This window comes from Pseudomonas spelaei, from assembly GCF_009724245.1.
Classification (GTDB): domain Bacteria; phylum Pseudomonadota; class Gammaproteobacteria; order Pseudomonadales; family Pseudomonadaceae; genus Aquipseudomonas; species Aquipseudomonas spelaei.
On sequence record NZ_WNNK01000013.1, the window covers coordinates 39,284 to 65,060 of the forward strand.

General features: G+C 60.6%; 23 protein-coding genes and 1 pseudogene. 15 read left to right on the plus strand and 9 right to left on the minus strand.

The annotated features are described in order from the left end of the window. Nucleotides 1-85: 85 nt before the first annotated feature. Nucleotides 86-961 (minus strand): LysR family transcriptional regulator, encoded by an 876-nt coding sequence (locus GNF76_RS16230; RefSeq protein ID WP_155584156.1) that lies wholly within the window; start codon nt 959-961, stop codon nt 86-88. 114 nt (nt 962-1,075) lie between these two features. On the opposite strand from GNF76_RS16230, the gene GNF76_RS16235 reads away from it, so the two are divergent. From GNF76_RS16235 to catA, 3 genes are read left to right on the plus strand one after another with little or no spacing between them, the layout of a single operon-like run. Beyond that, on the plus strand, nt 1,076-2,200 hold the full coding sequence (locus GNF76_RS16235) for a muconate cycloisomerase family protein (RefSeq protein ID WP_155584157.1): 1,125 nt from the start codon (nt 1,076-1,078) through the stop codon (nt 2,198-2,200). Nucleotides 2,201-2,216: 16 nt separating this feature from the next. Next, nucleotides 2,217-2,507: a muconolactone Delta-isomerase gene (gene catC, locus GNF76_RS16240; RefSeq protein WP_155584158.1), complete on the plus strand. Its 291-nt coding sequence runs from the start codon at nt 2,217-2,219 to the stop codon at nt 2,505-2,507. Between the two features lie 42 nt (nt 2,508-2,549). Continuing rightward, a complete protein-coding gene (gene catA, locus GNF76_RS16245; protein ID WP_155584159.1) occupies nt 2,550-3,479 on the plus strand; it encodes a catechol 1,2-dioxygenase in 930 nt (309 codons plus the stop codon). 110 nt (nt 3,480-3,589) lie between these two features. Here catA and GNF76_RS16250 read toward each other — a convergent pair whose 3' ends face one another. Next, entirely contained in the window at nt 3,590-4,063 is a 474-nt protein-coding gene (locus tag GNF76_RS16250; protein ID WP_155584160.1) for an Lrp/AsnC family transcriptional regulator, read from the minus strand. A 155-nt stretch (nt 4,064-4,218) separates the two neighbouring features. On the opposite strand from GNF76_RS16250, the gene kynU reads away from it, so the two are divergent. Together kynU and GNF76_RS16260 are read left to right on the plus strand one after the other, a co-directional pair. Then, nucleotides 4,219-5,469, plus strand: coding sequence for a kynureninase (gene kynU / locus GNF76_RS16255; RefSeq protein ID WP_155584161.1), 1,251 nt, complete (start codon nt 4,219-4,221; stop codon nt 5,467-5,469). Nucleotides 5,470-5,650: 181 nt separating this feature from the next. Beyond that, nucleotides 5,651-7,057, plus strand: coding sequence for an amino acid permease (locus tag GNF76_RS16260; protein WP_178123365.1), 1,407 nt, complete (start codon nt 5,651-5,653; stop codon nt 7,055-7,057). Here GNF76_RS16260 and GNF76_RS16265 read toward each other — a convergent pair. Beyond that, entirely contained in the window at nt 7,003-7,902 is a 900-nt protein-coding gene (locus GNF76_RS16265) for a LysR family transcriptional regulator (protein ID WP_155584162.1), read from the minus strand. The genes GNF76_RS16260 and GNF76_RS16265 overlap by 55 nt on opposite strands. A gap of 201 nt (nt 7,903-8,103) precedes the next feature. Here GNF76_RS16265 and GNF76_RS16270 point away from each other — a divergent pair, with 201 nt between their 5' ends. The 4 genes from GNF76_RS16270 (at nt 8,104) to GNF76_RS16285 (ending at nt 12,474) form a co-directional block, all read left to right on the plus strand. Next, complete coding sequence (locus GNF76_RS16270; RefSeq protein WP_155584163.1) at nt 8,104-8,868, plus strand: sulfite exporter TauE/SafE family protein; 765 nt, start codon at nt 8,104-8,106, stop codon at nt 8,866-8,868. A 72-nt stretch (nt 8,869-8,940) separates the two neighbouring features. Next, entirely contained in the window at nt 8,941-9,837 is an 897-nt protein-coding gene (locus GNF76_RS16275; RefSeq protein ID WP_155584164.1) for a LysR family transcriptional regulator, read from the plus strand. 103 nt (nt 9,838-9,940) lie between these two features. Next, the gene (locus GNF76_RS16280) at nt 9,941-10,834 is read left to right on the plus strand and encodes an NAD-dependent epimerase/dehydratase family protein (protein ID WP_155584165.1); all 894 of its coding nucleotides are present in this window, start codon (nt 9,941-9,943) and stop codon (nt 10,832-10,834) included. 194 nt (nt 10,835-11,028) lie between these two features. Further along, nucleotides 11,029-12,474, plus strand: coding sequence for a SulP family inorganic anion transporter (locus GNF76_RS16285; RefSeq protein ID WP_155584166.1), 1,446 nt, complete (start codon nt 11,029-11,031; stop codon nt 12,472-12,474). Between the two features lie 67 nt (nt 12,475-12,541). Here the strand turns inward: GNF76_RS16285 and GNF76_RS16290 are convergent, their stop codons facing one another. Beyond that, nucleotides 12,542-12,934 carry a lysozyme inhibitor LprI family protein gene (locus GNF76_RS16290; protein WP_155584167.1) on the minus strand — a complete coding sequence of 131 codons (393 nt, stop codon included), beginning with the start codon at nt 12,932-12,934 and terminating at the stop codon, nt 12,542-12,544. A gap of 249 nt (nt 12,935-13,183) precedes the next feature. Here GNF76_RS16290 and GNF76_RS16295 point away from each other — a divergent pair, with 249 nt between their 5' ends. The 4 genes from GNF76_RS16295 to GNF76_RS16310 are packed head-to-tail and all read left to right on the plus strand — an operon-like array spanning nt 13,184 to nt 17,263. Next, nucleotides 13,184-14,533 (plus strand): GntT/GntP/DsdX family permease, encoded by a 1,350-nt coding sequence (locus tag GNF76_RS16295; protein WP_155584168.1) that lies wholly within the window; start codon nt 13,184-13,186, stop codon nt 14,531-14,533. A gap of 15 nt (nt 14,534-14,548) precedes the next feature. Continuing rightward, the gene (locus GNF76_RS16300) at nt 14,549-15,409 is read left to right on the plus strand and encodes a MurR/RpiR family transcriptional regulator (protein WP_155584169.1); all 861 of its coding nucleotides are present in this window, start codon (nt 14,549-14,551) and stop codon (nt 15,407-15,409) included. Between the two features lies 1 nt (nt 15,410). Further along, nucleotides 15,411-16,874 carry an N-acyl-D-amino-acid deacylase family protein gene (locus tag GNF76_RS16305; RefSeq protein WP_155584170.1) on the plus strand — a complete coding sequence of 488 codons (1,464 nt, stop codon included), beginning with the start codon at nt 15,411-15,413 and terminating at the stop codon, nt 16,872-16,874. Nucleotides 16,875-16,903: 29 nt separating this feature from the next. Beyond that, nucleotides 16,904-17,263 (plus strand): glyoxalase superfamily protein, encoded by a 360-nt coding sequence (locus tag GNF76_RS16310; RefSeq protein WP_155584171.1) that lies wholly within the window; start codon nt 16,904-16,906, stop codon nt 17,261-17,263. Between the two features lie 220 nt (nt 17,264-17,483). Here GNF76_RS16310 and GNF76_RS29950 read toward each other — a convergent pair whose 3' ends face one another. The 5 genes and pseudogenes from GNF76_RS29950 to GNF76_RS16330 form a co-directional block, all read right to left on the minus strand. Continuing rightward, nucleotides 17,484-18,347, minus strand: a complete 864-nt coding sequence (locus GNF76_RS29950) for a methyl-accepting chemotaxis protein (RefSeq protein WP_425502847.1) — start codon at nt 18,345-18,347, stop codon at nt 17,484-17,486. Then, nucleotides 18,339-19,403: pseudogene (locus tag GNF76_RS29955) on the minus strand (methyl-accepting chemotaxis protein); the annotation flags it as partial. The gene GNF76_RS29950 and the pseudogene GNF76_RS29955, both read right to left, overlap by 9 nt. 177 nt (nt 19,404-19,580) lie before the next feature. Beyond that, the gene (locus tag GNF76_RS16320) at nt 19,581-21,416 is read right to left on the minus strand and encodes a CocE/NonD family hydrolase (protein ID WP_155584173.1); all 1,836 of its coding nucleotides are present in this window, start codon (nt 21,414-21,416) and stop codon (nt 19,581-19,583) included. A gap of 34 nt (nt 21,417-21,450) precedes the next feature. Beyond that, the gene (locus GNF76_RS16325; protein ID WP_155584174.1) at nt 21,451-22,890 is read right to left on the minus strand and encodes a YfcC family protein; all 1,440 of its coding nucleotides are present in this window, start codon (nt 22,888-22,890) and stop codon (nt 21,451-21,453) included. Nucleotides 22,891-23,002: 112 nt separating this feature from the next. After that, on the minus strand, nt 23,003-23,920 hold the full coding sequence (locus GNF76_RS16330) for a LysR substrate-binding domain-containing protein (protein WP_178123366.1): 918 nt from the start codon (nt 23,918-23,920) through the stop codon (nt 23,003-23,005). Between the two features lie 181 nt (nt 23,921-24,101). Between GNF76_RS16330 and GNF76_RS16335 the strand changes: the two genes are divergently transcribed. Both GNF76_RS16335 and GNF76_RS16340 read left to right on the plus strand, forming a co-directional pair. Then, a complete protein-coding gene (locus GNF76_RS16335; protein WP_178123367.1) occupies nt 24,102-25,325 on the plus strand; it encodes an OprD family porin in 1,224 nt (407 codons plus the stop codon). An 86-nt stretch (nt 25,326-25,411) separates the two neighbouring features. Further along, entirely contained in the window at nt 25,412-25,747 is a 336-nt protein-coding gene (locus tag GNF76_RS16340; RefSeq protein WP_155584176.1) for a hypothetical protein, read from the plus strand. Nucleotides 25,748-25,777: the final 30 nt, after the last annotated feature.

The following is a 25,777-nucleotide window of genomic DNA, read 5'->3' on the forward strand; positions in this document are numbered from 1 at the left end:
GTATCAGTTGGCATGGATATCGACTGACACTGCGCTATCGCAGGCAAGCCAGCTCCCACAGGAGTTTTATGGCGCCTGCAAGCCCTCAGATCAATTCCTCCACCAGTTGCAGGCAATGACTGAGCCCCGGCGATTGATCATTGATCCGCCGGCTGAGAATGATCGGCGAGGTCGCGGTGGTTTCCACAATCGGCGTATAGCCAATGTCTGCCCGGTGCAGCACTTGCACCGAGGCCGGCACCAGCGTCACGCCCATGCCGGCACCCACCAGGCCGATGGCAGTCTGCAATTCGTTGGTCCACTGCGCCACCTTGAGGCTCAAACCATGGGTGTCGAACAGCGCGATCACATGGTCGGCGTAGCTGGGACGCGGGTTGCCGGGGTAGAGCACAAAGGGTTCTGCGGCCAATTGCGCAAGGGTCGCCGGGGCGGCCAGCAACGGATGCCCGGCGGGCAATACCGCCACCAACCGATCCTCCACCAATACCCGCTGCACGATGGCCGGATCGTCGATGCGAATCCGCCCGAAGCCCACATCGATCCGCCCAGCCTTGAGGGCTTCGACCTGTTGCAACGTGGTCATCTCCGACAGTCCCAGTTCCAGCTCCAGGCCATCGTGGGTGCGCAGCCGACGAATCAGCTCCGGCAACACGCCGTACAGCGTCGAGGGCGCAAAACCGATACCGAGCCAGGTCTTTTGCCCCAGGCCAATGCGCCGGGTGTTGTCGCAGACCTTGCCCAGTTGCTCCAGCAGCACATTGGCGTGCTCATAAAAAAAGCGCCCGGCTTCGGTCAGTCGCAACGGCCGGCCACGCTCCAGCAAAATCACCCCGAGTTCGTCTTCCAATTGCTGGATCTGCCGGCTCAAGGGCGGCTGGGCGATGTGCAGGCGCTCGGCGGCACGGGTGAAGTTGAGGGTTTCGCCCAGCACTTGAAAGTAACGCAGATGGCGCAGTTCCATAACGACTCCTTTCATACCTCAGGGGTATTGTTCGAGACCCATTCTATATTGGAAGCCAGCAAAGATACGGCACAGAATCGAGCCAAATTTATAAAGAACCCAGCGGGTATTGCCATGCCGATCTGCGCCATCGAGTCGATCGAGACGATCATCGTCGACCTTCCCACCATTCGCCCGCACAAACTGGCGATGCACACGATGCAGAACCAGACGTTAGTGATCATTCGGGTGCGCTGTGCCGATGGCATCGAAGGTGTGGGTGAGTCCACCACCATCGGCGGCCTGAGCTACGGCAATGAAAGCCCCGACAGCATCAAGGTCAACATTGACCGGCACTTCGCGCCACTGCTGATCGGCCAGGACGCGAGCAATATCAACGCGGCCATGTTGCGCCTCGAGCGCAGCATTCGTGGTAACACCTTTGCCAAGTCCGGCGTCGAAAGCGCGTTGCTCGATGCCCTCGGTAAACGCCTGAACTTGCCGGTCAGCGAACTGCTCGGCGGGCGGGTGCGCGATGCGCTGCCGGTGGCCTGGACCCTGGCCAGCGGCAACACTGAAAAGGACATCGCCGAAGCCGAGAAGATGCTCGACCTGCGCCGCCACCGGATCTTCAAATTGAAGATCGGTGCCGGCGAAGTCAACCACGACCTGGCCCACGTCATCGCCATCAAAAAAGCCCTGGGCGACCGCGCGAGTGTGCGGGTCGACGTCAACCAGGCCTGGGACGAAGCGGTGGCGTTACGCGCCTGCAAAGTGCTCGGCGACAACGGTATCGACCTGATCGAACAACCCATTTCGCGCAACAACCGTGGCGGCATGGTTCGGCTCAACCTGTCGAGCCCGGCGCCGATCATGGCTGACGAATCCATCGAGTGTGTCGAAGACGCCTTTAACCTGGCCCGCGAAGGCGCGGCCTCGGTGTTCGCCCTGAAGATTGCCAAGAACGGCGGTCCTCGTGCGGTCTTGCGTACGGCGGCGATTGCCGAATCGGCCGGCATCGGCCTGTACGGCGGCACCATGCTCGAAGGCGGTATCGGCACGCTGGCTTCGGCTCATGCCTTCCTCACGCTGAACAAACTGACATGGGACACCGAACTGTTCGGGCCGCTGTTGCTTACCGAGGACATCCTCACCGAGCCGCTGGTGTACCGCGATTTCCACCTGCATGTCTCGACCGCGCCGGGCCTGGGCCTGGCCATTGATGAAGAGCGCCTGGCGTTTTTCCGTCGCGATAAATAACCCGAGGACACCTGACATGTTGTTCCACGTAAAAATGACCGTGAACCTGCCCCTCGACATGAACCCCGAGCGCGCGGCCGGGCTCAAGGCTGAAGAAAAAGCCCTGGCCCAGCGCCTGCAACAAGCGGGCAAATGGCGCCACCTGTGGCGCATCGCCGGGTTGTATGCCAACTACAGCGTGTTTGATGTCGACAGCGTGCAAGAGCTGCATGACCTGCTGATGCAACTGCCGCTTTATCCCTACATGGCCATTGAGGTGAATGCCCTGTGCCGGCATCCGTCGTCGATCCATGAGGATGACCGCTGAGCCTGTTTTCCACACTAATAACGACAAGATGAGGATTGCACCATGTCCATCCGACTTTCCCAGACTGCCCATGCCCAACAGTTTCTCGAAGAAGCCAGCGGCAATCTCAACGACGCCGGCAACCCACGGGCCAAGGCACTGATCTACCGGATCCTGAGGGACACGGTGAACATCATCGAAGACCTGGAAGTGACCCCGGAAGAGTTCTGGAAGGCGGTCAACTACCTCAACGAACTGGGCAAGAATCAGGAAGCTGGGCTGCTTGCGGCCGGCCTGGGCCTGGAGCATTACCTGGACATGCTGATGGATGCGGCGGACGAGGAGGCCGGCAAATCCGGCGGCACCCCGCGCACCATCGAAGGCCCGCTGTATGTGGCGGGTGCGCCGCTGTCCAAGTACGAAGCGCGGCTGGATGACGGCCTGGATCCGGGGGTGCCACTGTTCATGCAGGGACAGGTGCGCGACACCGATGGCAAGCCATTGGCGAGGGCGATTGTTGATGTGTGGCAGGCCAATACCGGTGGTACGTATTCGTGGTTTGACGGTACGCAGTCGGCATTCAACCTGCGTCGGCGGATCGAGACCGACGCCCAGGGCAACTACCGTTTTCGCAGCATCGTGCCGTCAGGTTATGGCTGCCCACCGAGTGGGCCGACCCAGCAGCTGTTGGACCAGTTGGGGCGGCATGGGCAGCGGCCGGCGCATATTCACTTCTTTATTTCAGCACCCGGCTATCGGCACCTGACGACCCAGATCAACCTGTCGGATGATCCGTACCTGCATGATGACTTTGCCTATGCGACGCGCGATGAGTTGATTGCCGAGATTCGCTTCAGTGACGACGCCAACCTGGCGCGGGAGTTTGGGGTGGACGGGCAGTTTGCGCAGATTGATTTTGACTTTGAGCTGCAGCCGGCGGGCGCCCCGGTAGAGCAGAAACGCATGCAGCGGGTGCGCGCCCTGGAAGACTGAACGCCTCGGTCTGGTTTATGTGGGAGCTGGCTTGCCTGCGATGGCGGTGGTGACTGACACACCGCTATCGCAGGCAAGCCAGCTCCCACAGTTGATCGGCGGTGTTCTGATTATTTGCGAACCACCAAATCCAACAAATCATCCCGATCCTTGATCTTCTGCAACACAATCTCCGAGCGAATATCCATCACCCCCGCCGTGCGGTTCAGGTGGTTCACAATAAAGTCCGAAAAGTGCTTGAGGTTGCGCGCCTGCACCCGCAACACATAGTTACTGGCGCCGGTGATCACATACGCACTGGCCACTTCCGGCCATCCCTGGACCTTCTTGATGAACGTCTCATGCCAGTCCTCCACATCCTGGCGCAGCGACAGATGGACGATGGCTTCCAGCTCGATTCCCAGTTGCTCGGCATTCAACACCGCACGGTAACCACTGACGATGCCCTCACTCTCCAGCAGCCGTAAACGTCGCAGGCAGGCGGAGGGTGACAGCGCGACTTTCTCCGCCAGTTCCTGGTTGCTGATACGGCCATCCTGTTGCAGGAAATGCAGAAGGCGCAGGTCGGTGGCATCGAGAATCATGATTAGAATAAATCCGCATGTTTGGAGGTTAAATTCGAATTTCCTACGTCTTAATTAGCGCGTTACCTACCACTTTGCACGAAAATTCTCTAAAGCTTCGTTCATTATTTGGTCCATCGTTACCCACAGCGACACCCACAAGAACAGGATCGACCATGACTACCCGAAACCATTGCCAGGCCCTCGATGCCCAAGACCCGCTGGCGCCCTTGCGCACTCAGTTCGCGCTGCCCGAGGGGGTGATCTACCTCGACGGCAACTCCCTTGGCGCACGCCCGGTGGCCGCCCTGGCGCGGGCGCAAGCAGTGATTGCCGAGGAATGGGGCAATGGTTTGATCCGCAGTTGGAACAGCGCCGGTTGGGCCGAGCTGTCGCAGCGCCTGGGCAATCGCCTGGCACCGCTGATCGGTGCTCGTGACGGCGAAGTCGTGATCACCGATACCACCTCCATCAACCTGTTCAAGGTGCTGAGTGCTGCATTGACCGTGCAGCGTAATCGCGCGCCGAACCGCAAGGTGATCGTCAGCGAAGCCAGCAACTTCCCCACCGATCTGTACATCGCCGAAGGCCTGGCTGAATTGCTGCAACAAGGCTATTCCCTGCGTCTGGTGAACAGCCCTGACGAACTGCCCCAGGCCATCGATCAGGACGTGGCGGTGGTGATGCTCACCCACGTCAACTACAAGACCGGCTATATGTACGACATGCAGGGCCTGACTTCCCTGACCCATGAGTGCGGCGCCCTGGCGATCTGGGACCTGGCGCATTCGGCGGGCGCGGTACCGATCGATCTGCATCAGGCGGGCGCGGATTATGCGATTGGCTGCACGTATAAATACCTCAACGGCGGGCCCGGCTCCCAGGCGTTTGTGTGGGTCAATCCGGCGCTGGTGGATGTGGTCAGGCAGCCGTTGTCCGGCTGGTTCGGGCATACCCGGCAGTTCGCGATGGAGTCGCATTATGCCCCGAGCCAAGGCATCGCCCGTTACCTGTGTGGCACTCAGCCGATCACCTCGTTGGCCATGGTGGAGTGCGGTCTGGATATTTTCGCCCAGACCGACATGGCCAGCCTGCGCGCCAAGTCGCTGGCACTGACTGACTTGTTTATCGGGTTGGTGCAAGCGCGCTGCGCCGCGCATGAATTGACGCTGATTACGCCGCGTGAGCATGCCAGGCGCGGCAGCCATGTCAGCTTCGAACACCCCGAAGGCTATGCCGTCATTCAAGCGTTGATCGCCCGTGGCGTGATTGGTGATTACCGCGAGCCGCGCATCATGCGGTTTGGCTTTACCCCGCTGTACACCAGCTTCACTGAGGTGTGGGATGCGGTGGAAATCCTCGGTGAGATTCTCGACCGCAAGACTTGGGATCAACCGCAGTTCAAAGTTCGTAATAGCGTCACCTGAGGAGTAACACAAAACCAATGTGGGAACGGGCTTGCTCGCGAAGGCGGTGTGTCAGTTGATGCATATATGACTGACACACCGCCTTCGCGAGCAAGCCCGCTCCCACAGGGGAATTGTGTTCCCACAAAGTTCAGTGCATGCAGTAAGACAGTGCAATCACAATAATAAAGGGGCACGCCACGTGACCACGCCAGACAACGGCTTTGCAGCAATAACCAACCGTGAATTGGGCCTCAGGCGCCAGCTCACTTCCGGCCAGATGAGCATGATCGCCATCGGTGGCGCCATCGGCACTGGCCTGTTCATGGGCAGCGCCTATGCCATCGGTTATGCCGGGCCCAGCGTGTTGGTCAGCTACGCCATTGGTGCGCTGATCACCTTGCTGCTGATGGGCTGCCTGGCGGAGATGACCGTCGCGCATTCCACCTCGGGTTCCTTCGGCGCCTATGCCGAGTTCTATATCAGCCCCCTGGCCGGGTTCCTGGTGCGTTATGCGTACTGGGCGGCGATTGTGCTGGCGGTGGGGGCCGAGGTCACGGCGGTGGCGATGTACATGAAGTACTGGTTCGCCAACGTGCCGGAGTGGGTGTGGATTGTCTCGTTTTCCAGTGTGCTGATCGTGCTCAACGCCATCAGCGTCAAGACCTTCGGCAACTTTGAATACTGGTTTTCCACGATCAAGATCAGCGCCATCGTCGGCTTCATCATTCTTGCGGTGTATGTGGTGTTTGGCTCCGGTAACCCGGATTACGGCGTGCAGAACTACACGGCCCACGGCGGCTTTTTCCCTCATGGGTTGAGCGGTATGTGGATTGCGGTGATCGTGTCGATCTTCAGTTACCTGAGTGTCGAGATGATCGCCGTGGCCGCTGGTGAAGCGGCAGACCCGGAGCAGGCGGTGAAGAAAGCCTTTCGCGCCACCATCGTGCGGCTGGTGGTGTTTTACTTGCTGACGTTGGCGCTGATGCTTGCCATCGTGCCGTGGAATCAGGCCGGGCATGCCCAGAGCCCGTTCGTCACGGTGATGCAGACCATCGGCATTCCCGGCGCTACGGGGGTGATGAACTTCGTGATCCTGATCGCGGCGCTCTCGGCGATGAACAGCCAGCTCTACATCACCACCCGCATGATGTTCAGTCTGTCCCGCGCCGGCTTTGCGCCGAAATCCATGGGTGCCTTGAGCAAGAGCGGGATCCCGTTGAACGCCTTGCTGTTGTCCAGCTCGGGCATTGCCCTGGCGACCTTGTTGAACGTGGTGTACCCGGAAAGCTCGTTCACCTTGATGATGGCGATCTCCATGTTTGGCGCGATATTCACCTGGTTCATGATCTTCCTGACCCACTTGTTTTTCCGCCGCTACCGCAAGCGTAACGGTGGGGCGAAGTTGTCCTTTGAGCTGCGGCTGTTCCCTTACAGCACACTGTTGGGGCTGGTGCTGATGGGCGCGGTGATGATCACCACGTACTTCACCGAGGCCTTCAAGATGACGTTGGTGTTCGGGGTGCCGTTCCTGATAATTCTGTCGGCGGTGTATTACGTGTTCTTCCGCAAGGGCGCCGCCAAGGCATCGAGCAAGGCCCTGGCGTAAGCGGGCAGTTGTTCAAACGAGCGGGCGCATAACAGCAGTTTGCGACAGGCCCATTCTTCAGTCAGAGGTTGGGTCTTGAAGCGACGCTCATGGGGCCCGCGATCCAGTGCCGCTTGCGGCACAATCCCCAGCCCGGTGCCCCGGGCGACCATACGAATGACACCATCAAAGCCGTCTGCTCGAATGCGTGTCTGCAAGCGAAAGCCTGTGTGCAATGCCTGTTCTTCCAGGTACACCGCCAGGGCGCTGTTGGCAGCCAATCCCACGTAATCGTGCTGCAAACTGTCGATAAAACTGACGTTAATACCGGCGGTGAGTGGGTGCTCCAGCGGCATGATCAGCACCAGGGGGTCATCGCGAAAGGGCAGGGTCTGCAAGCCATGGGTATCCACCGCATCGGAGATAATCCCCAGGTCCGCCGCACCCTGGCGCAAGGCATGAGTGATGCGCAGGCTGGGCAGTTCCTGCAGGTCGATATCCAGGTTGGGATGTGCACAGAGAAAATCCGCCAACGGTTCCGGCAGGTATTCGCTGAGCGCGGTGGTGTTGCACAGCAGGCGTACTTGGCCTTTGACACCATTCGCATATTCCGCGAGGTCCTGTTGCATGCGTTCGGCCTGTTGCAGCATCAGCCGCGCATGCCGGGCCAGAGCGTTGCCTGCCGCAGTCGGTGTTACGCCCCGGCGACCGCGTTGCAGAAACTCGGTGCCCAGTGACGCCTCCATCGCACGGATCCGCGCACTGGCCGCCGCCAGGGATAAATGACTGCGGCTGGCGCCGGCGGTGATGTTGCCGGTGTCGAGGATATGCAGGTAGAGGCGCAGGTCGATCAGGTCAAAGTGCATGGGCTGAGGGTGTCCGTTGAGCAGATGGTGTTTGCACCGACGCCTTTGTGAGCGAGCCCGCTCCCACATTTTGATTTGTGAACACATTCAAATGTGGGAGCGGGCTTGCTCGCGAAAGCGTCATCAGCCTCACGCAAAACAAGAGGCAACCTCAGTATATGGCGAATTTTCAACCCTGAGCCAAGCCCGCAAAATCAGCCCATGAATACCTTCCTCGCGTTCTACCAAAACCTCGGCCCGGCACTAACCCTGTTGGTCATCGGCACTTTCCTGCTGGCCGGTACCGTCAAGGGCGTCATCGGCCTCGGTTTGCCCACGGTGGCCATGGGCATGCTCGGCCTGGCTATGCTCCCGGCGCAGGCTGCGGCCTTGTTGATCATCCCGTCTACCATCACCAACCTCTGGCAACTGGCGTTCGGCGGGCATTTGCGTGGGCTGCTCAAACGCCTGTGGCCGATGTTGTTGCTGATTTTTCTCGGCACCGGGCTTGGCACGCTTTGGTTGGGCATGGACGGTGGGCATTGGGTGGTGCGGGCATTGGGCGGGGCGTTGCTGGTGTATGCCTTGAGCGGGTTGTTCCTGCCGGCATTCAAGGTCAGCCCGGCCACCGAGCGCTGGCTGGGACCGGTGTGCGGGCTGGTGACGGGCGTCATCACCTCGGCCACCGGTGTCTTCGTGATTCCGGCCGTGCCGTACCTGCAAGCCCTGGGTTTGAACCGCGATCAGTTGGTGCAGGCGCTGGGCTTGTCGTTCACCGTTTCGACCCTGGCGCTGGCGGCGGGGTTGTTCTGGCGCGGCACTCTCGGCGGTGGCGAAATCAACGCTTCGTTGCTGGCGCTGGTGCCGGCACTATTGGGCATGTGGCTGGGGCAAGCGCTGCGTCAACGGATCAGCGCCGTGCTGTTCAAACGGGTGTTCTTTGTCGGCATGGCGCTGTTGGGCGGCCACCTGCTGATCAGCGGCTAATGGACGAGCCTCTCGATCATTGCGCTGTAATACGGCTAGTATCCAGCCAGCCGCTATTAAAGAGGATTCACGTTGAAAGCCCGATCCGATGAGCTACAGATCTTCGTCTGCGTGATTGAATGCGGGTCGATTTCCGCCGCCGCCGAACAGGTCGGGCAAACGCCCTCGGCGGTCAGCCGGACCTTGTCGCGGCTGGAAGCCAAGCTTGAGACCACCTTGATCAACCGCACCACGCGGCGCATGGACCTGACCGAAGAGGGCAAGTACTTCTTTGAACGCGCGAAGGTGATCCTGGAACAAATGGATGAGCTGGAGGAGCGCCTGTCATCGCGTCAGCAAACCCCGTCCGGGCGCTTGCGGATCAACGCCGCGTCGCCGTTCATGCTGCATGCGATCGTGCCGTACATTGCCGAGTTTCGCGGCCTGTACCCGGACATTCAGCTGGAACTCAACAGCAACGACCTGATCATTGACCTGCTGGAACAGAGTACCGACATCGCCATTCGCATCGGTACCCTGGCGGACTCGACGTTGCACGCACGCTCCCTGGGTTGCAGCCCGCTGCATATCCTCGCCAGCCCGGCTTACCTGGAGCAGTACGGCACGCCGACGACCGTGGCCGAACTGGCCGAGCACACGCTGCTCGGCTTCACCCAGACCGAAACCCTCAACCACTGGCCGCTGCGCCATGTGCACGGCGACCGCTGGCAGATCCGGCCGGGCATCGCCGCTTCCAGCGGTGAAACCCTGCGTCACCTGGCACTGGAAGGGCAGGGCATTGCGTGCCTGTCTAACTTCATGACCGTCGGCGACATCAGCGCCGGGCGCCTGACGCCGATCCTGGCGCAGTTCAACAGCGGTTATCGCCAGCCGATCAACGCGGTGTACTACCGCAACTCGCAGCTGGCCTTGCGCATCCAGTGTTTCCTGGACTTTATCCAGGGCAAGTTGGCGAACTACGCCCACTGATTCGTGACGCCTGCGCAAGAGTGAATTGGGCTATACGGACTTATTCGGCACGGGTAAGTCCGTAATACTGGGTCCATCACTTACTCACGCAGGCGTTTTCTCCATGAACGTATTCGTTACCGGCGCAGCCGGCTTTATCGGCGGTTCCATCGCTACCGGCTTGCTCAAGGCGGGTCACACCGTGACCGGCCTGGTGCGCAGCGCCGAACAGGCCCAGGAAATGAGCGCACTGGGCATTACCCCGGTGATCGGTACCCTGGACGACAGCGCCGTGCTGACCGAGCAGGCTAAAAAGGCCGATGCTGTAATCAACGCTGCCAGCAGCGACCATCGCGGCGCCGTCGAAACCTTGCTGGCCGCCCTGCGCGGTTCCAACAAGACCTTCCTGCACACCAGCGGTTCGAGCATCGTCGGCGACGCCTCGGGCGGCAAGTCCAGCGATGTCATCTACTTCGAAGACAACCTGCCGGAGCCGACCGTCGACAAAGCGGCTCGCGTGGCCATCGACAACCTGATCCTGGCGGCGGCGAAGGACGGCGTGAACTCGGCGGTGATCTGCAACACCCTGATCTATGGTCACAGCCTGGGGGTCAAGCGCGACAGCGTGCAGTTGCCGCGTTTGCTCAAGCAGGCGCGTAAAAGCGGGGTAGTGCGCCATGTAGGCACTGGCCAGAACATCTGGTCCAACGTGCATATTGAAGACGTGGTTGCCCTGTACCTGCTGGCGCTGGAAAAGAACGTCCCGGGTACCTTCTACTTTGTTGAAAGCAGCGAAGCGGCCTTCGTCGACATGACCACCGCCATCGCTGAAGCCCTGAAGCTGGGTAAACCGCAGGATTGGCCACTGGCCGATGCCGAAGCCGAGTGGGGCTATGAAATGGCCAACTATGGCTTGGGTTCCAACAGCCGGGTGCGGGGCAAGCATGCCCGTGAGTTGTTGGGTTGGGTGCCCAAGCGTACATCGGTTGTGGAGTGGATTCGCAACGAGATGGTTTGATGGTCGCTTGAGACCGAGGCGCCGCCATCGCAGGCAAGCCAGCTCCCACACTAGACCGCGTACTCGGTCAAATGTGGGAGCTGGCTTGCCTGCGATTGGCTCACCCCGGTCCACCTGTCTCACCCAACGCTGGTCCCGCTTGCCGCAATTCCGTACCATCCCCGCCTTATCCCCCGCAACTCCCCGGTAACCCCATGAACTTCACCCGTCTGCGCGCCGACGCCCTGGCCGGACTCACCACGTCTTTTGCCTTGCTGCCCGAATGCATCGCCTTCGCCCTGGTCGCTCACCTCAACCCGCTGATGGGGCTTTATGGCGCGTTCATCATCTGCACCCTGACCGCGCTGTTCGGTGGCCGGCCGGGGATGGTGTCCGGTGCGGCCGGGTCGATGGCGGTGGTCATCGTGGCGCTGGTGGTGCAACACGGTGTGCAGTACCTGTTGGCCACGGTGCTGCTGGGCGGGTTGATCATGATCGCCTTCGGCCTGTTGCGCCTGGGCAAGCTGGTGCGCATGGTGCCGCACCCGGTGATGCTCGGCTTCGTCAACGGCCTGGCGATCATCATTGCCTTGGCCCAGCTGGAACATTTCAAAAGCGGTGAAACCTGGCTCAGCGGCATGCCGTTGTACGTGATGACCGGGTTGGTCGCCGCGACCATGGCCATCGTCTACCTGCTGCCGCGCCTGACCCGTGCGGTGCCGCCGGCGCTGGTGGCGATTCTCGGTGTAGGCCTGGCTGTGTATCTGTTGGGCCTGCCCACCCGCACCCTGGGCGACATGGCCCACATCGCCGGTGGCCTGCCAACGTTCGCGTTGCCGCAGATTCCCTGGACCCTGGACACCCTGCAGATCATCGCGCCTTACGCGATCCTCATGGCGATGGTGGGCCTGCTGGAAACCCTGCTGACCCTCAACCTCACCGATGAAATCACCGAGACCCGTGGCTACCCGGACCGCGAAAGCGTAGCCCTGGGCGCCGCGAATATGGTCTCCGGCCTGTTCGGTGGCATGGGCGGCTGCGCGATGATCGGGCAAACCGTGATCAACCTCAGTTCCGGCGGGCGCGGGCGGTTCTCCGGAGTGTTCGCCGGGGTCATGATTCTGTCGTTTATTCTGTTTCTGTCACCGCTGATCGAGCGGATCCCGCTGGCGGCGCTGGTGGGGGTGATGTTCGTGGTGTCCCAGCAGACCTTCGCCTGGGCGTCGTTGCGGGTGATCAACAAGGTGCCGCTCAATGACGTGCTGGTGATCATGGCGGTGACGGTGATCACCGTATTCACTGACCTGGCAACGGCGGTGCTGTGCGGCATCATCATCGCTGCGCTCAACTTCGCCTGGCAGCAGGCGCGCGAGCTGTACGCCGATGAACACCTGGAAACCGACGGCAGCAAGTTGTATCGGCTGCACGGCACGCTGTTCTTCGCCTCGACCACACCGTTTCTCAACCAGTTCGACCCGGCCAACGACCCGGCCCAGGTCACGCTGGACTGCCGTCACCTGAGCTTCGTCGACTACTCGGCCATCGCTGCCCTGATGACCCTGCGCGAGCGCTACGCCAAGGCCGGCAAGCATTTGCGGGTGCTGCATTTGTCCGAGCGCTGCAAGAAGCTGCTCAAGCGCGCCCGAGTTCAGCACGACTGACGTGCTGTGTAGCCGCTGCCGAGACACGAGGCTGCGCCAGCGGCTACAGGCGCATGCACTTTAAGGTTTAAGGCCCGACCAGGTTTTCCAGTTCCTGGGCACGGGTGCGGGTCATGTCCAGCAGGCAGCCGGAGCCGTTGACCTGATCAATGGTGCCGCCAGTCGCCGAGCCGGCGAAGACGCAATTGGCATCCCGGTATTTGATCCACAAGCGCTGCACATCCTGCAGTTGCTGCTTGCGCTTGCCTTCCTGGGCTGCCAGGGCGGTTTTGTATGCCTTGTTCAGGCGCTCGTCCTGCACCTTGGTTTCGGTGGCGTTGCAGTTGACCATGGCGGCGGTGGTGTTAGCGCCATCCATGCACGTTTTCAGTGCCGGGCTGTCGGCGGCCGAGGCGGTGCCGCATAGCGCCAGGAGCAGGGCGCTGGCGGCGAAGGGAGCAAGCAGTGATCTACGGTTCATGGTTGGTTTTCCTGATCATGAGTCGGTGCGCATTCTAAGACTCGACGCGTGCCGTTGAGTTTCCAGTACCCCGGCGATCTTCATGTAAGAACGCCCCCCTTATTTTCATTCCCGGTCCGCGGGCATATCCCAAAGCGACGCCGCTTGCCTGTGGGCGAAAATTACTTTCATAAAAATTGAAAATTTCCATCTTTAATGATTTATGAGTTTCACAACTAATTCGACGTGACCCTTTCCGAGGAGTACCGCATGGCCGCATCACCGGGCTTTTGGCTGCTGGCTTACGCCGCTATCGCCATCATTGCATTGATCGTGCTGATCGCACGTTACCGGCTCAACCCCTTTATCGTGATCACGTTGGTGTCCATCGGCCTGGCGCTGCTGGCCGGGATGCCGGCGGATACGATCATGGGTTCCTACGAGGCCGGCGTCGGCAAAACCCTGGGGCATATTGCGCTGGTGGTGGCGCTGGGCACGATGCTCGGCAAGATGATGGCCGAGTCGGGTGGCGCCGAGCAGGTGGCGCGCACGTTGATCGAGCGATTCGGCGAGCGTAATGCCCACTGGGCCATGGTGTGCATTGCCTTCCTGGTAGGGCTGCCGCTGTTTTTCGAGGTCGGTTTTGTGTTGCTGGTGCCGATTGCCTTTACCGTGGCGCGGCGTGTCGGGGTGTCGATCCTGATGGTCGGCTTGCCCATGGTCGCTGGCCTGTCGGTGGTGCATGCGCTCGTACCGCCGCACCCGGCGGCGATGATGGCGGTGCTGGCCTACAACGCCTCGGTGGGGCAAACCGTGCTGTACGCGATCCTGATCGGTATCCCGACCGCGATCATTGCCGGCCCGGTGTACGCCAAGTTCATCGTGCCGCGCATTCACCTGCCGGCGGAAAACCCGCTGGAACGTCAGTTCATCGACCGTGAACCCCGCACCCGTTTGCCGAGCTTCGCCCTGACCATGGGCACCATCCTGTTGCCGGTGGTGCTGATGATGATCGGCGGTTGGGCCAATCTGATTTCCACCCCGGGCACTGGTTTCAACCAATTCCTGTTGTTTATCGGCAACTCGGTGATCGCGTTGCTGGTGGCCACGTTGGTGAGTTTCTGGACCCTGGGCCTGGCCCAGGGTTTCAACCGCGAGTCGATCCTCAAGTTCACCAACGAATGCCTGGCGCCAACGGCGAGCATCACCTTGCTGGTAGGCGCAGGCGGTGGTCTTAACCGGATTTTGGTGGACGCCGGCGTGACCAACGAAATCCTCAGCCTTGCCCACGCTTTCAACTTGTCACCGCTGGTGATGGGCTGGTTGTTCGCCGCGCTGATGCGGATTGCTACTGGCTCGGCCACTGTAGCCATGACCACCGCGTCGGGCGTGGTAGCGCCGGTCGCCCTGGGCCTGGGTTATCCCCACCCGGAATTATTGGTATTGGCCACCGGCGCGGGTTCGGTAATTTTTTCCCACGTGAATGACGGCGGCTTCTGGCTGATCAAGGAATACTTCAATATGACGGTGATCCAGACCTTCAAGACCTGGACCGTGCTGGAGACTCTGATTTCGCTGGTCGCCTTCGGTCTGACTTACGGTTTGTCCTGCATTTTGTAACCCGGAGTTGACGTGATGGACATCCTCTACCAGATCCGCGCCCGCCAGGATTCCTTCAGTGCCGGTGAAGGGCGTATCGCCAAGCTGATGCTGGAGGATGTCGGCTTTGCAGCGTCCGCCAGCCTGGAAGAGTTGTCCCAGCGGGCCGAGGTCAGCACCGCTACCTTGTCGCGGTTCGCCCGCAGCGTCGGTTGCCGCGACTTGCGTGACCTGCGCCTGCAACTGGCCCAGGCCAGCGGCGTTGGCAGCCGTTTCCTCGACCCGGCAGGCTTGCCGGAGCAGTCGGCGTTTCATCGGCAGATTCTCGGTGACATTGAGTCCACCTTGCGTCAGCACCTGTCCGGGTTCAATCAGCACAGTTTTGTCGATGCCGTGAGCCTGCTGGGCAAGGCGCGGATGATCCATGCATTTGGCATGGGCGGCCCGTCGAGCGTCGGCAGTGATGAGTTGCAAGTGCGCCTGGTGCGCCTGGGTTATCCCATCGCCGCCTGTCATGACCCGGTGATGATGCGGGTGACCGCCGCCACGTTGGGGCCGGAGCATGCGCTGATTGTCTGCTCTCTGACCGGCCTCACACCGGAGTTGTTGGGTGTGGTGGAGCTGGCCCGTAACTACGGGGCCCGTATCGTCGCCATCACCCTGGCCGACTCACCACTGGCGCAATTGGCAGATGTGCTGCTGCCGCTGCAACCGGCGGAAACCAGTTTTATCTACAAGCCCACGGCAGCGCGCTACGGAATGCTGCTGGCCATCGACGTGCTCGCCACCGAGCTGGCCCTGGCCATGCCGGACGACAACCAGGAACGCCTGCGACGGATCAAGCTGGCCCTGGACGATTACCGTGGTGGCGCCGATTGCCTGCCGCTTGGAGACTGAAATGAAGTACGACACGCTGATCCGCCAGGCCACGATCATTGATGGCAGCAACTCCCCGGGTTATGTCGCCGATGTGGCGCTGCGCGCGGGCCGGATCGAAAAGATTGGCGACTTGTCGGCCGCCCACGCCGAGCATGAAATCGACGCTACCGGGCGGGTGTTGGCGCCGGGGTTTATCGACGTCCACACCCACGACGACACCGTGGTGATCCGCCAGCCGCAGATGCTGCCAAAACTCAGCCAGGGCGTGACCACGGTGATTGTCGGCAACTGCGGCATCAGCGCTTCGCCGGTCAATTTGCGCGGTGATCCGCCGGACCCGATGAACCTGCTGGGCAACGCCGAGGCCTTTGCCTATCCGCGGTTCTGCGATTACCGCGCCGCCGTCGAAGCGGCGCATCCTGCGGTCAACGTCGCGGCGTTGATCGGTCATACGGCACTGCGCAGCAACCATATGGACGACCTGCACCGCACTGCCACCACCGCTGAAATCGCCGCCATGCGCGTGCAATTGCAGGAAAGCCTGGAGGCCGGCGCCCTGGGGTTATCCACAGGCCTGGCCTACGCCAGCGCATTCAATGCCGAAACCGATGAAGTGTTGCAACTGAGCGAAGAACTGACGGCGTTTGGCGCGGTGTACACCACCCATTTGCGCAGTGAATTCGAACCGGTGCTGGAGGCGATGGACGAGGCTTTTCTGATCGGCCGTCACGCCAAGGCGCCGGTGATCATCTCCCATCTCAAATGTGCCGGTGCCGGCAACTGGGGCCGTAGCCCGCAGTTGTTGGCGTCCCTGGAACTGGCCGCGAAGACTCATCCGGTGGGCTGTGATTGTTATCCCTATGCCGCCAGTTCCTCGACCCTGGACCTCAAGCAAGTCACGGATGCTTTTCGTATCACCATCACCTGGTCGACGCCGCATCCGGACATGGGCGGTCGGGACTTGCAGGACATCGCTGCCGAGTGGGCATTGCCGCTGATCGAAGCTGCCCGCCGACTGCAACCCGCGGGAGCGGTGTATTACGGGATGGATGAGGCCGATGTTCGGCGCATTCTTAGCCATCCGTTGTCGATGATCGGTTCGGATGGTTTACCGGAAGATCCGTTCCCGCACCCACGTTTGTGGGGCGCGTTTCCACGGGTACTGGGGCACTTCAGTCGCGACGTGGGACTGTTCCCGCTGCACACCGCGGTACACAAGATGACCGGCCTGTCGGCGGCGCGGTTTGGCCTGGCCGAACGTGGCGAAATTCGCGAAGGGCATTGGGCCGACCTGGTGCTGTTCGACCCGCTGCGGGTGCGCGATGTAGCGGACTTCAAACAGCCGCAACGGGCGGCGGAAGGGATTGATGGCGTGTGGGTCAACGGGGTGTTGAGCTACAGCGACGGGCAGGCCAACGGGCAACGTCCGGGACGGTTCCTCGCTCGCAGCGGGGATTTGCGCCGGGGCTTTGTGGCTCTATAGTGACCCCTCTCAAACAGGGAGTTGTCGCCATGCACTTAGGCAAAGTAGTCCCCATCCTGCGGATATTCGACGAGGCCAAGGCCCTGGAGTTTTACGTCGATTTCCTGGGGTTCAAGGTCGATTGGCAGCACCGCTTCGAAGCGAATTTCCCGCTGTACCTGCAAGTATCTTTTGGGGAATGCGTGCTGCATCTGTCGGAACATCATGGCGATTGTTCGCCGGGTGCGGCGGTGCGGATTCAGGCGCAGGGACTGGAGGCGTACCAGCAGCAGTTGCTGGCCAAGGATTACCGCTACGCCAAGCCGGGAATCGAAGAGACGCCTTGGGAGACGCGAGAGATGAGTATCAGCGACCCGTCGGGCAATCGGTTGGTGTTTGTTGAAGGCTGACGCATAACCTGTGGTAAGGGGGCTTGTCAGCCAGGGAATGCAGATCCAACAAGCGAAGTGAATCCAGTGTGGGAGTTGTCGAGCTTTAGCGAGGCTGCGATGGCGTCGGTACTGCAAACATTGATGCTGGCTGACCCGCCGCCATCGCAGCCTCGCTAAAGCTCGACAGCTCCCACCTTTGATCTTCGCTGTCTGGAGCATTGTGTTCCGCTGAAGGTGCTTACACCCGGAAGTGGCTCACCATCTGCTGCAACTGCCCGCCCAACCGCGCCAGTTCCACACTGGACTTGGCTGTCTCGTCACTGGCCGCTGCGGTCTGCTCCGACACGTCACGCACGTTGACGATACTGCGGCTGATTTCCTCGGCCACGGCGCTTTGCTGTTCGGCGGCTGCGGCGATCTGTTGGTTCATCGACTGGATGTTCGACACCGTGCGGGTGATGTTTTCCAGTGACACACCGGCCTTGCGGGTCAGTTCGACGCTGCTGTCGGTGAGGGTGCGGCTGTTGTTCATTACATTGGCCACTTGCTGGGTGCCGTTCTGCAAACCGGCCACCAGGCCTTCGATTTCTTCGGTGGATTTCTGCGTACGCTGGGCCAGGCCCCGCACTTCGTCGGCCACCACGGCAAACCCGCGACCGGCTTCACCGGCACGCGCCGCTTCAATCGCCGCGTTGAGGGCCAGCAGGTTGGTCTGTTCGGCCACGGCCTTGATCACGTCCATCACGCTGCCGATCTTGCTGCTTTCCTGTTGCAGCAAGGCCATGGCGTCAGTGGAACGCGCCACTTCCTCGGCCAGGCGTTCGATCTGGGCGATGGCTTCAGCCACCACCTTGTCGCCCGCACGGGCTTCGCCGTCGGCGGCCGAGGCGGCCTGGGAAGCTTCTTCGGCATTGCGTGCCACTTCCTGCACGGTGGCGGTCATCTCGTGCATGGCGGTGGCCACTTGATCGGTCTCGATCTTCTGGCTGTTGACCCCGGCACTGGTCTGTTCGGTGACGGCCGACAATTCTTCGGCCGCGCTGGCGATCTGGGTCACGCCGTCGCGGATACCGGTGATCAACTCGCGCAGGGTGCTGCCCATGCGCTGGATGCCTTGTTGCAACACGCCGAGTTCATCGCGACGGGTCACCTGAATGGTGTGGCTCAGGTCGCCGGAGGCGATGCGTTCGACCACGGCCAAGGTATCGCGCAGCGGCCGGGTGATCTGGCGGGTGATGATCAGCGCGGCGATGATGCCCACCAGCAATGCCAGGATAGTGCTGATCAATTGCAGGCTGCGGGCCTGGGTACTTTCCAGGTCGCGGCGCTCTAGCTGGATGTCGTACAGCTTGTCGCTGATACCGAGGATGTCTGCGCCTTGTACGGTCATTTCCTGGCGAGCGACAACGATATTGGCGCTGGCGGCCTTATAGTTTTGCAGAGCGCTGCGATAGGCGCCCAAGGCGGTCTCCAGCGAGTTCAGTTGGGTTTGCTGGGTGGCGCCAAACACGTTGCCAAGGTCTTTCAGGCTGTTGATGGCTGCATCGACCTGTGCTGCTGCGCGAGCTTCGGTATCGGCATTGGTGTCGCCGGTGTAGCCACGCACTTCATAGCGGGCACGTTGGAACTGTTCCTTGGCGTCGGTGATGGCTTTGAACTGGTCAAAACGGTCGTCACTCAGGGGCATCTGGCGTACGCGGGTGTCCAGTGCGTCAATCAAGGTGCCGGCCGTATCGGCACGGTCCCCCATGGCTTGGCGTGCGGCGTTGCCGGCACGGTAGGCCTCGCGCATTTTGTTCAGGGACTGTTGGTAGGCGGTGATGACGCTCTTCTGTTCGTTGAGCAGCTTGAGGTTTTCCGGGCTCTTGAAACTGCTCAGCAGCTTTTGCTGTTGCGCGACAAAGCCGTCGAGGCTGGTCTGTACGTTTTGCGCCACGGTTTCGTCGCCATTGGCCAGCATGTACTGCAGGCGAACAATGCGTAGCTTGGTCAGCGAGGCGTTGAGCTGGGTGATATCGCTCATCCAGTTGCTGCGGTCAATCAACCCGCCAAGGCTGGTCCAGCCGGTGAGGGCCAGGATCGACGTCAGGAGCAGGACCAGGCCGAAGCCCAGGCCCAGTTTCAGGTTGACGCTGATGTTGCCGAACCAAGTATTCATCGAATTCCTCCAGGAACAGATTGCATGTACATCAGTTGCTGGAAGATCGCCCAGCCGATGGATCGTCAGGAGGTATCGGCAGGCCTGGCGAGAGCTGAAACGTTTTTTTTTGCGAAGGTTGGATTCACAGATAAACGGTTTTGGGTGGCAAGCGCCCAGGGGGGCGCTTGAGGGTGATCAGCAATCGGGGACGGCGCTGGCAGGCAGGACGCTGAGGATCAACCGTGACGCAAAGTCGCGACTCAGGTGTACCCGGTTGTGGGCAGTCTGTGGGCGCAGGGCCTGGCCTTCGGCTTCGCCGCTGTTGGGGTTGACATCAAAGTGCGGGAAGTTGCTGCTGGCAATGTCCAGGCGCACGCGATGACCTTGCTTGAATAGGTTGCAGGTGGCGAAGGGCTCGATCAGCACTTTGACCCGTTCACCGGGCGTCATCAGTGCAGGTTGTTCCCAGGAGTCACGATAGCGGCAGCGACGGATGCCATCGGTGATGTTCATTGCAAAACCTTCGGGGTAATCCGCGCTGGGCGGGTAAACATCCACCAGCTTGGCGGTGAAATCGGTATCGGGGGCGTCACTGTCGATCCACAGTTCAATCTGTACGGCGCCCGCGACGATCAGGTCTTCACTCAGTGGTTCAGTCTGGAAGCTCAGTACGTCGCTGCGCTCGGCCAATGGGCTGTTATCGCCACGGGTGCCGAAGAAGTCCGGGCGCTCGCGCTGATCGAAGGCGCCGCCGACAAACACCGGCGCGCCGGAGGTCAGGGCACCGCCAATAGTGGGTACCGGCTCGGCGGGGTCGGCGTAATAGTCCAGGTGGGCGTCGGCTTCGGTGGGCGAGGTGGGGTGCAACTGTCGCTGCACATTCAGATAAAGGCTCTGCGACTGGCTACCGGGCAGTGGCCACTGCGAGCTGTGTAGCCAGCGGCCGCCATGTTGCAGGCGGCCGTTTTCATCCATGGCGCCACTCCCGCCGCCCATCAGGAACACGCTCACGCTCGCCGGCAATATTTTTGATGCGGGTTTTAGGGATCGCTCGAACCAGTCCAGACGGCAACTCAGCCAGTCCTTGGCGACCTGACCGTCGAACGTCGCGTTGGGCCCAAATTCGACATCGCCACTGTGGCTGATATTGCGGTCACCGTGCAGCCAGGGGCCCATGATCAAGTGTTGAGGTCGTGTACTGCTGTTGTGGAAAGCGGCGTAGTTGGCCAAGGTCGAACTGACATAGGCGTCGTACCAACTGGACATGAACAGTACGGGAATATCCGGCAAACGCTCGTAATGGCCTTCGGCGTAGATACCGGGTTTTTTCCAATATGAACCGAACGTCCCCTGGGCCCACTGGTCCAGCACATAGGTTTCGTATTCCGGCACATGGCGCAGCGGCGATTGACCGGGCTGCCAGGGCATGCGGCTGAACCAGTGGTGAATGTCCTCTTGCTCCAGTGCTTCACGGATCTGTGGATCAGCCAGGGCTGCCGGGCTTTCCTTGGCCTGGCGCCAGGCCCATGTGGCTTGCTTGAGCTCGAACGCACCACCTTGGCGAATCCCGCATTGGTAGGCATTAGCGAAGCCGCCACTGTCCAGCACCATGCTGCACAGGCCCGGAGGGCTCAGGCAGGCCATTGCCAGTTGGGTATGGGCCGCATAGGACAGCCCCATGCTGCCAACCTTGCCGTTGCACCAGGGCTGTTTGACAATCCAGGCCAAGGTGTCGAAACCATCTTCGCCCTCGGCGGTGTACTTGATGAATACGCCTTCGGAACTATACCGGCCGCGACAATCCTGGAAGATCGCGGCAAAGCCCTGAGCGGTGAAACGGGCGGCCATTTGCTCACGGGAGATGTGCTGGCCGTCGAGTTGCTTTTCCGAACGTGAAGGTTTGCTCTTGTCATAGGGCGTACGTTCGATCACTACCGGGAAGGGCCCCTCCAGACCCTGCGGCAAGTAGATATCGGTAGCCAGGTGGATGCCATCACGCATCGGGATCATCTGGTTGTGCAGCATCTGCATGGGGAAAACACTTCCTTGGAGGACAGTCATCGATTCAGTACCCAACCGCTACCGCGATGGCCAGCAGCACCATCGCCAGTGCCGCGTAGATCAAGAACAGCGGCAGGATGTACCGGGCCCACTGGCCCCAGCCCACTTGCGCGGTCGCCAGCAATACCAGCAGGCCGCTGGAAGTCGGGGTGATCATGTTGGTCAGGCCGTTCCCCATCAGGAAGGCGAACACCGTGGTTTGTGGACTGACACCAGACAACTGCCCCAGCGGCCCGAAGATTGGCATGGTCACCGCTGCCTGACCCGAGGTGGACGGGATCAATACGTCCAGCCCCAATTGTGCGAAGAACATGCCGTAGGCCGAGACCACAGGCCCGTGATCGCCCACCAGATTGGCCAGGCTATTGACGATGGTGTCCAGCACCTGGCCGGTACTGAGGATGATTTCTACGGCGGTGGCCAGGCCAATCAAGACGCCGGCGATCAGCACCTTCTTCATACCGTCGACAAAGGCGCTGGCGGCAACGCTGGCGCCAAGCCCGGCGATCACACTGAAGGCCACGGTCAGCAGCAGATAGAACGCCGACAGCTCGTGGTATTTCCACTCCCAGCGGTTGGAGGCATAGACCAGGAAGCCAATACCAACACCCAGCAACACCAGGTTCAACAGGTGACGCAGTGGCAGCGGTTTGCGTTCAAACGTGATCTGCGCGCTGGCGTCAAAACCGTGCTTGCGAATGCTCCACAATACGAACGCAATGCCCACCAGCAAGAAGGTGCAATAGGCTAGGACGCGCATGCTCAAGCCGCTGAAAATCGGCAGCCCGACCATCGGCTGGGCCACCGAAAGCGCCACCGGGTTGGAGATCGATGCCAGGTAACCAATCTTTACCGAGATGGTGACGATGGCCAGGCCGATTAGGTTCGACAGGCCCAAGCGGTTGGCCATTGCGACCATCAACGGAACGATCAGGATGAACTCCTTGGCCAGTCCCATGAAGGTGCTGCCGGCGGAAAACACCAGCATCAGGCTGGGCACCAGCACGTAGATATTGCCCCGGGTCAGCCCCAGCAGGCGTTCCAGCCCGGCATCAATCACCCCGGCCTTGTTCAGTACGCCGAACATGCCGCCAATGAACAGCACCATGAAAATCAGCGCTGCACGTTTCTCGATGCCCTGGGGAATGGCCATGAAGCCTTCTATCAGCGACACCGGGCGGGCCACGCTGTCGTCGGCTTTGCGCGGCGCGAGGGAGAACAGTTGGCTGAGGGAATCGTGTTTTTCCAGCACCTGATAGGAGCCGGGAACCACCAGACCATTCTGGCGCTGGAACTTGCCCGAGTTCACTGCGTAGGTGAAGGCGACCGCGAGCAAGACGATGCTCAGCAGGATGATTGCCGGGTTGATTTGTTTGCGCTGCGCGGGTTTGTCCACCGATGTCTCGGCAGGCGGTTGGGTACGGATGATCTGTGGTTCGGTCATGCTGGCTGCCCCGGGCGCGAGTCCTGTCTGGGCAGGATCAACACGCTGTTATTGTTGTGGGTAGTGACGCTTGTGGGGCGGACACTAGGGCAAAGTTTTACCGGCCACAACGTTATGCGTGGGGTGGGTTGGGGTATGCGTTTTGTGCGGCCAGCCGTTGTTTGAGGTGCTCGGCAAAGGCGGTCACCACCTGCGAGCGTGGCTCATTGGCGCGAAATGCCAAGCCAAACGCATAGGGCAATGCCGGTCGGAAGGGACGGATGACAATCGGCAAATGCAGAAAGTGACTGGCCAGCAAACCATTGACGATAGACACCCCGAGGCCTTCGGCCACAAAGCTGCACGCGGCGCCCACCGAATGCACTTCCACCCGCACCTGGGGCGTCAGGTTGGCGGCGCGAAAGATCTGGTTCAATTCAGCCCGCAGCGCTCGTTGTCGGCCCAGCATCACCAGCGGCACCTCCCGCAAATGCTGCACTTCGATAACCGCGTGGCGGGCCAGTGGATGGTCCATCGGCATCACACACACGCCTTCGGTGTCCAGCACCGGCTCAGTCTCGAAGTCGGGAATCTCGGTGGGCAGTCGCACAAAACCCAGGTCGGCGGAACGGTCCAGTACGGCCCGTTCGATCATGTCATAGGAGCCGGTCAGCAACTCGACGACGATGTCCTCACGGTCCTTGAGAAACTCGGCAACGATACGTGGCAACAGTTCCTGGGCCATGCTGGTGGGCACCCCGACCTTGAGCAGGCTCTTGCGTGAGCGGCCCACGCGCATCTCATCGGCCAAGCGCTGGATACGCTGCATACCGTCCACCAGCCCGGCGACTTCGGTGAGCAGTTCTTCCGCTTCCGGGGTGGCCATTAACCGACCTTTTTTACGCAGGAACAAAGCAAAGCCCAGCGCATCTTCCAACTGGCTTAACAAGCGGCTGACCGCTGATTGCGAAAGGCCCATACGCGTCGCTGCGCCGATGGTCGAGCCGGTGGACATGATCGCCTTGAAGGCTTCGAGCTGCTTGAGATTCACCGTGATTTTCCTGTCGGTTGCGGCGGCGCAAGGGGCTTTGCGCATAGCCTGATGCGCTTCACGCATAACGTTGTCGGGCGTTCGATGAGGGGTTAGTGTCCGCCGCAATGCGACATGCCGTCCAGCCTGTCGCACGGTGCAACTGCCCATAAAATCGACAATAAGGCATTGGGGGGAATTTATGCGTGAGCTGATCACGAAGGGAGGATTTGTGTCTGTGGGCTTGCTGGCAGGCCTGTCATCGCAGTTGATGGCCCAGGGGTTTTGGGAGGACTCCCATGGCCGGTTGACCCTGCGCAATTACTACTTCAACGACGACTATCGCGACGGCGGCGAGGACCGTAAAGAGTGGGCCCAAGGTTTTTTGCTCAACCTGCAATCGGGCTATACCGAGGGTACGGTGGGGTTCGGTCTGGATGCGCTGGGCCTGACAGGGATCCGGCTCGACTCCAGCCGCACCCATTCCGGCACCGGGTTGCTGCCGGTTCACGACGATGGTCGTGCAGCCAGCGAATATTCAAGCCTGGGCGTCACGGCGAAGATGCGCATCGGTGATACCGTCGTGAAAACCGGCACGCTGCTGCCGAAAATCCCGGTGCTGGTGCACAACGATGGCCGGCTGGTGCCGCAAACCTTTCAAGGCACTCAAGTCGAGTACACCGGTATTCGCAATCTGTATTTACACACTGGGCACCTGGAAAAATTCAAACAGCGCAACTCCACCGACAGCGTGGATATTTACCCCCAAGGCTACAGCGGAAAAAAGGGCAGCGACTTTGACTTCGCCGGTGCCACCTATGCCTTCACGCCCACACTCAGCGGCACGTGGTATTACGGTGAAATGCGTGAGTTCTATCGCCAGCAATTTTTTGGACTGGTGCATAAACAGTCATTGGGCAGCGGCAGCCTGACCAGCGATTTGCGCTATTTCATCAGCAATGAAGCGGGCGAAGCGCGTAACGGCACGGTCGACAGTGACATGTTCAGCGGGTTGTTCACCTATCGGTTGGGGGCGCAGGCGTTGGGCGTCGGTTACCAGAAAGTCACGGGCGATACCGCGCTGCCCTACGCCAGTGTGTCGACGGTGTACTCCTTCAGCAATGCCGGTGTCGGTAAATTCATCCAGGCCGGTGAGCAGACCTGGATGCTGCGTTACGACTATGACTTTGCTGCGGTGCTGCCAGGGCTGAGTTTCATGACCCGCTACTACAAGGGCCAGAACGGCGACTTCAAGGGCCGCGAGGCGCGCGAGTGGGAGTCTGATACCAACCTGCGTTATGTAATTCAGGACAGTACTTTCAAAGGTTTGGGCGTCGAGTTGCGCAAGGCGACATACCGTTCAACCTATGCCAGTGACCGGGATAACTGGCGGTTTTACCTGACGTACGATCTAGCGCTCTGGTAGAGAACTGTTCTCATCCGGCGGCAATGCCGTTAGAGTACGCCGCGCCCGAGAACTGAGTCCCGGGCTTTTGCACATGGAGTTTTACCTTGAACCACGTCAGTAAAATCGCTGCTTCCCTGTTGTTGGCCCTGGCCGTCAGTGGCTGCACCGGTACCGCGATGAAGACCCAGCAACTGGATTCGAGCCAATACACCGTGATTGGCCACAGTGAAGCGACAGCCACCGGTATGCTGCTGTTGGGGTTCATCCCGATCAAGCAGAATAACCGTTTCGTGCGCGCTCAAACCGCTGCCATCCAGGCCAAGGGCGGCGACGCGATGATCAACACCCAAATCCAGGAAAACTGGTTCTGGGCGTGGGTGCTGACCGGCTACACCACCAAGGTGTCCGGTGATGTGGTCAAGCTGAAAACCGCTCAGTAAGGGCGTGAAGGAGCGCTTGTTCAAGCGCTC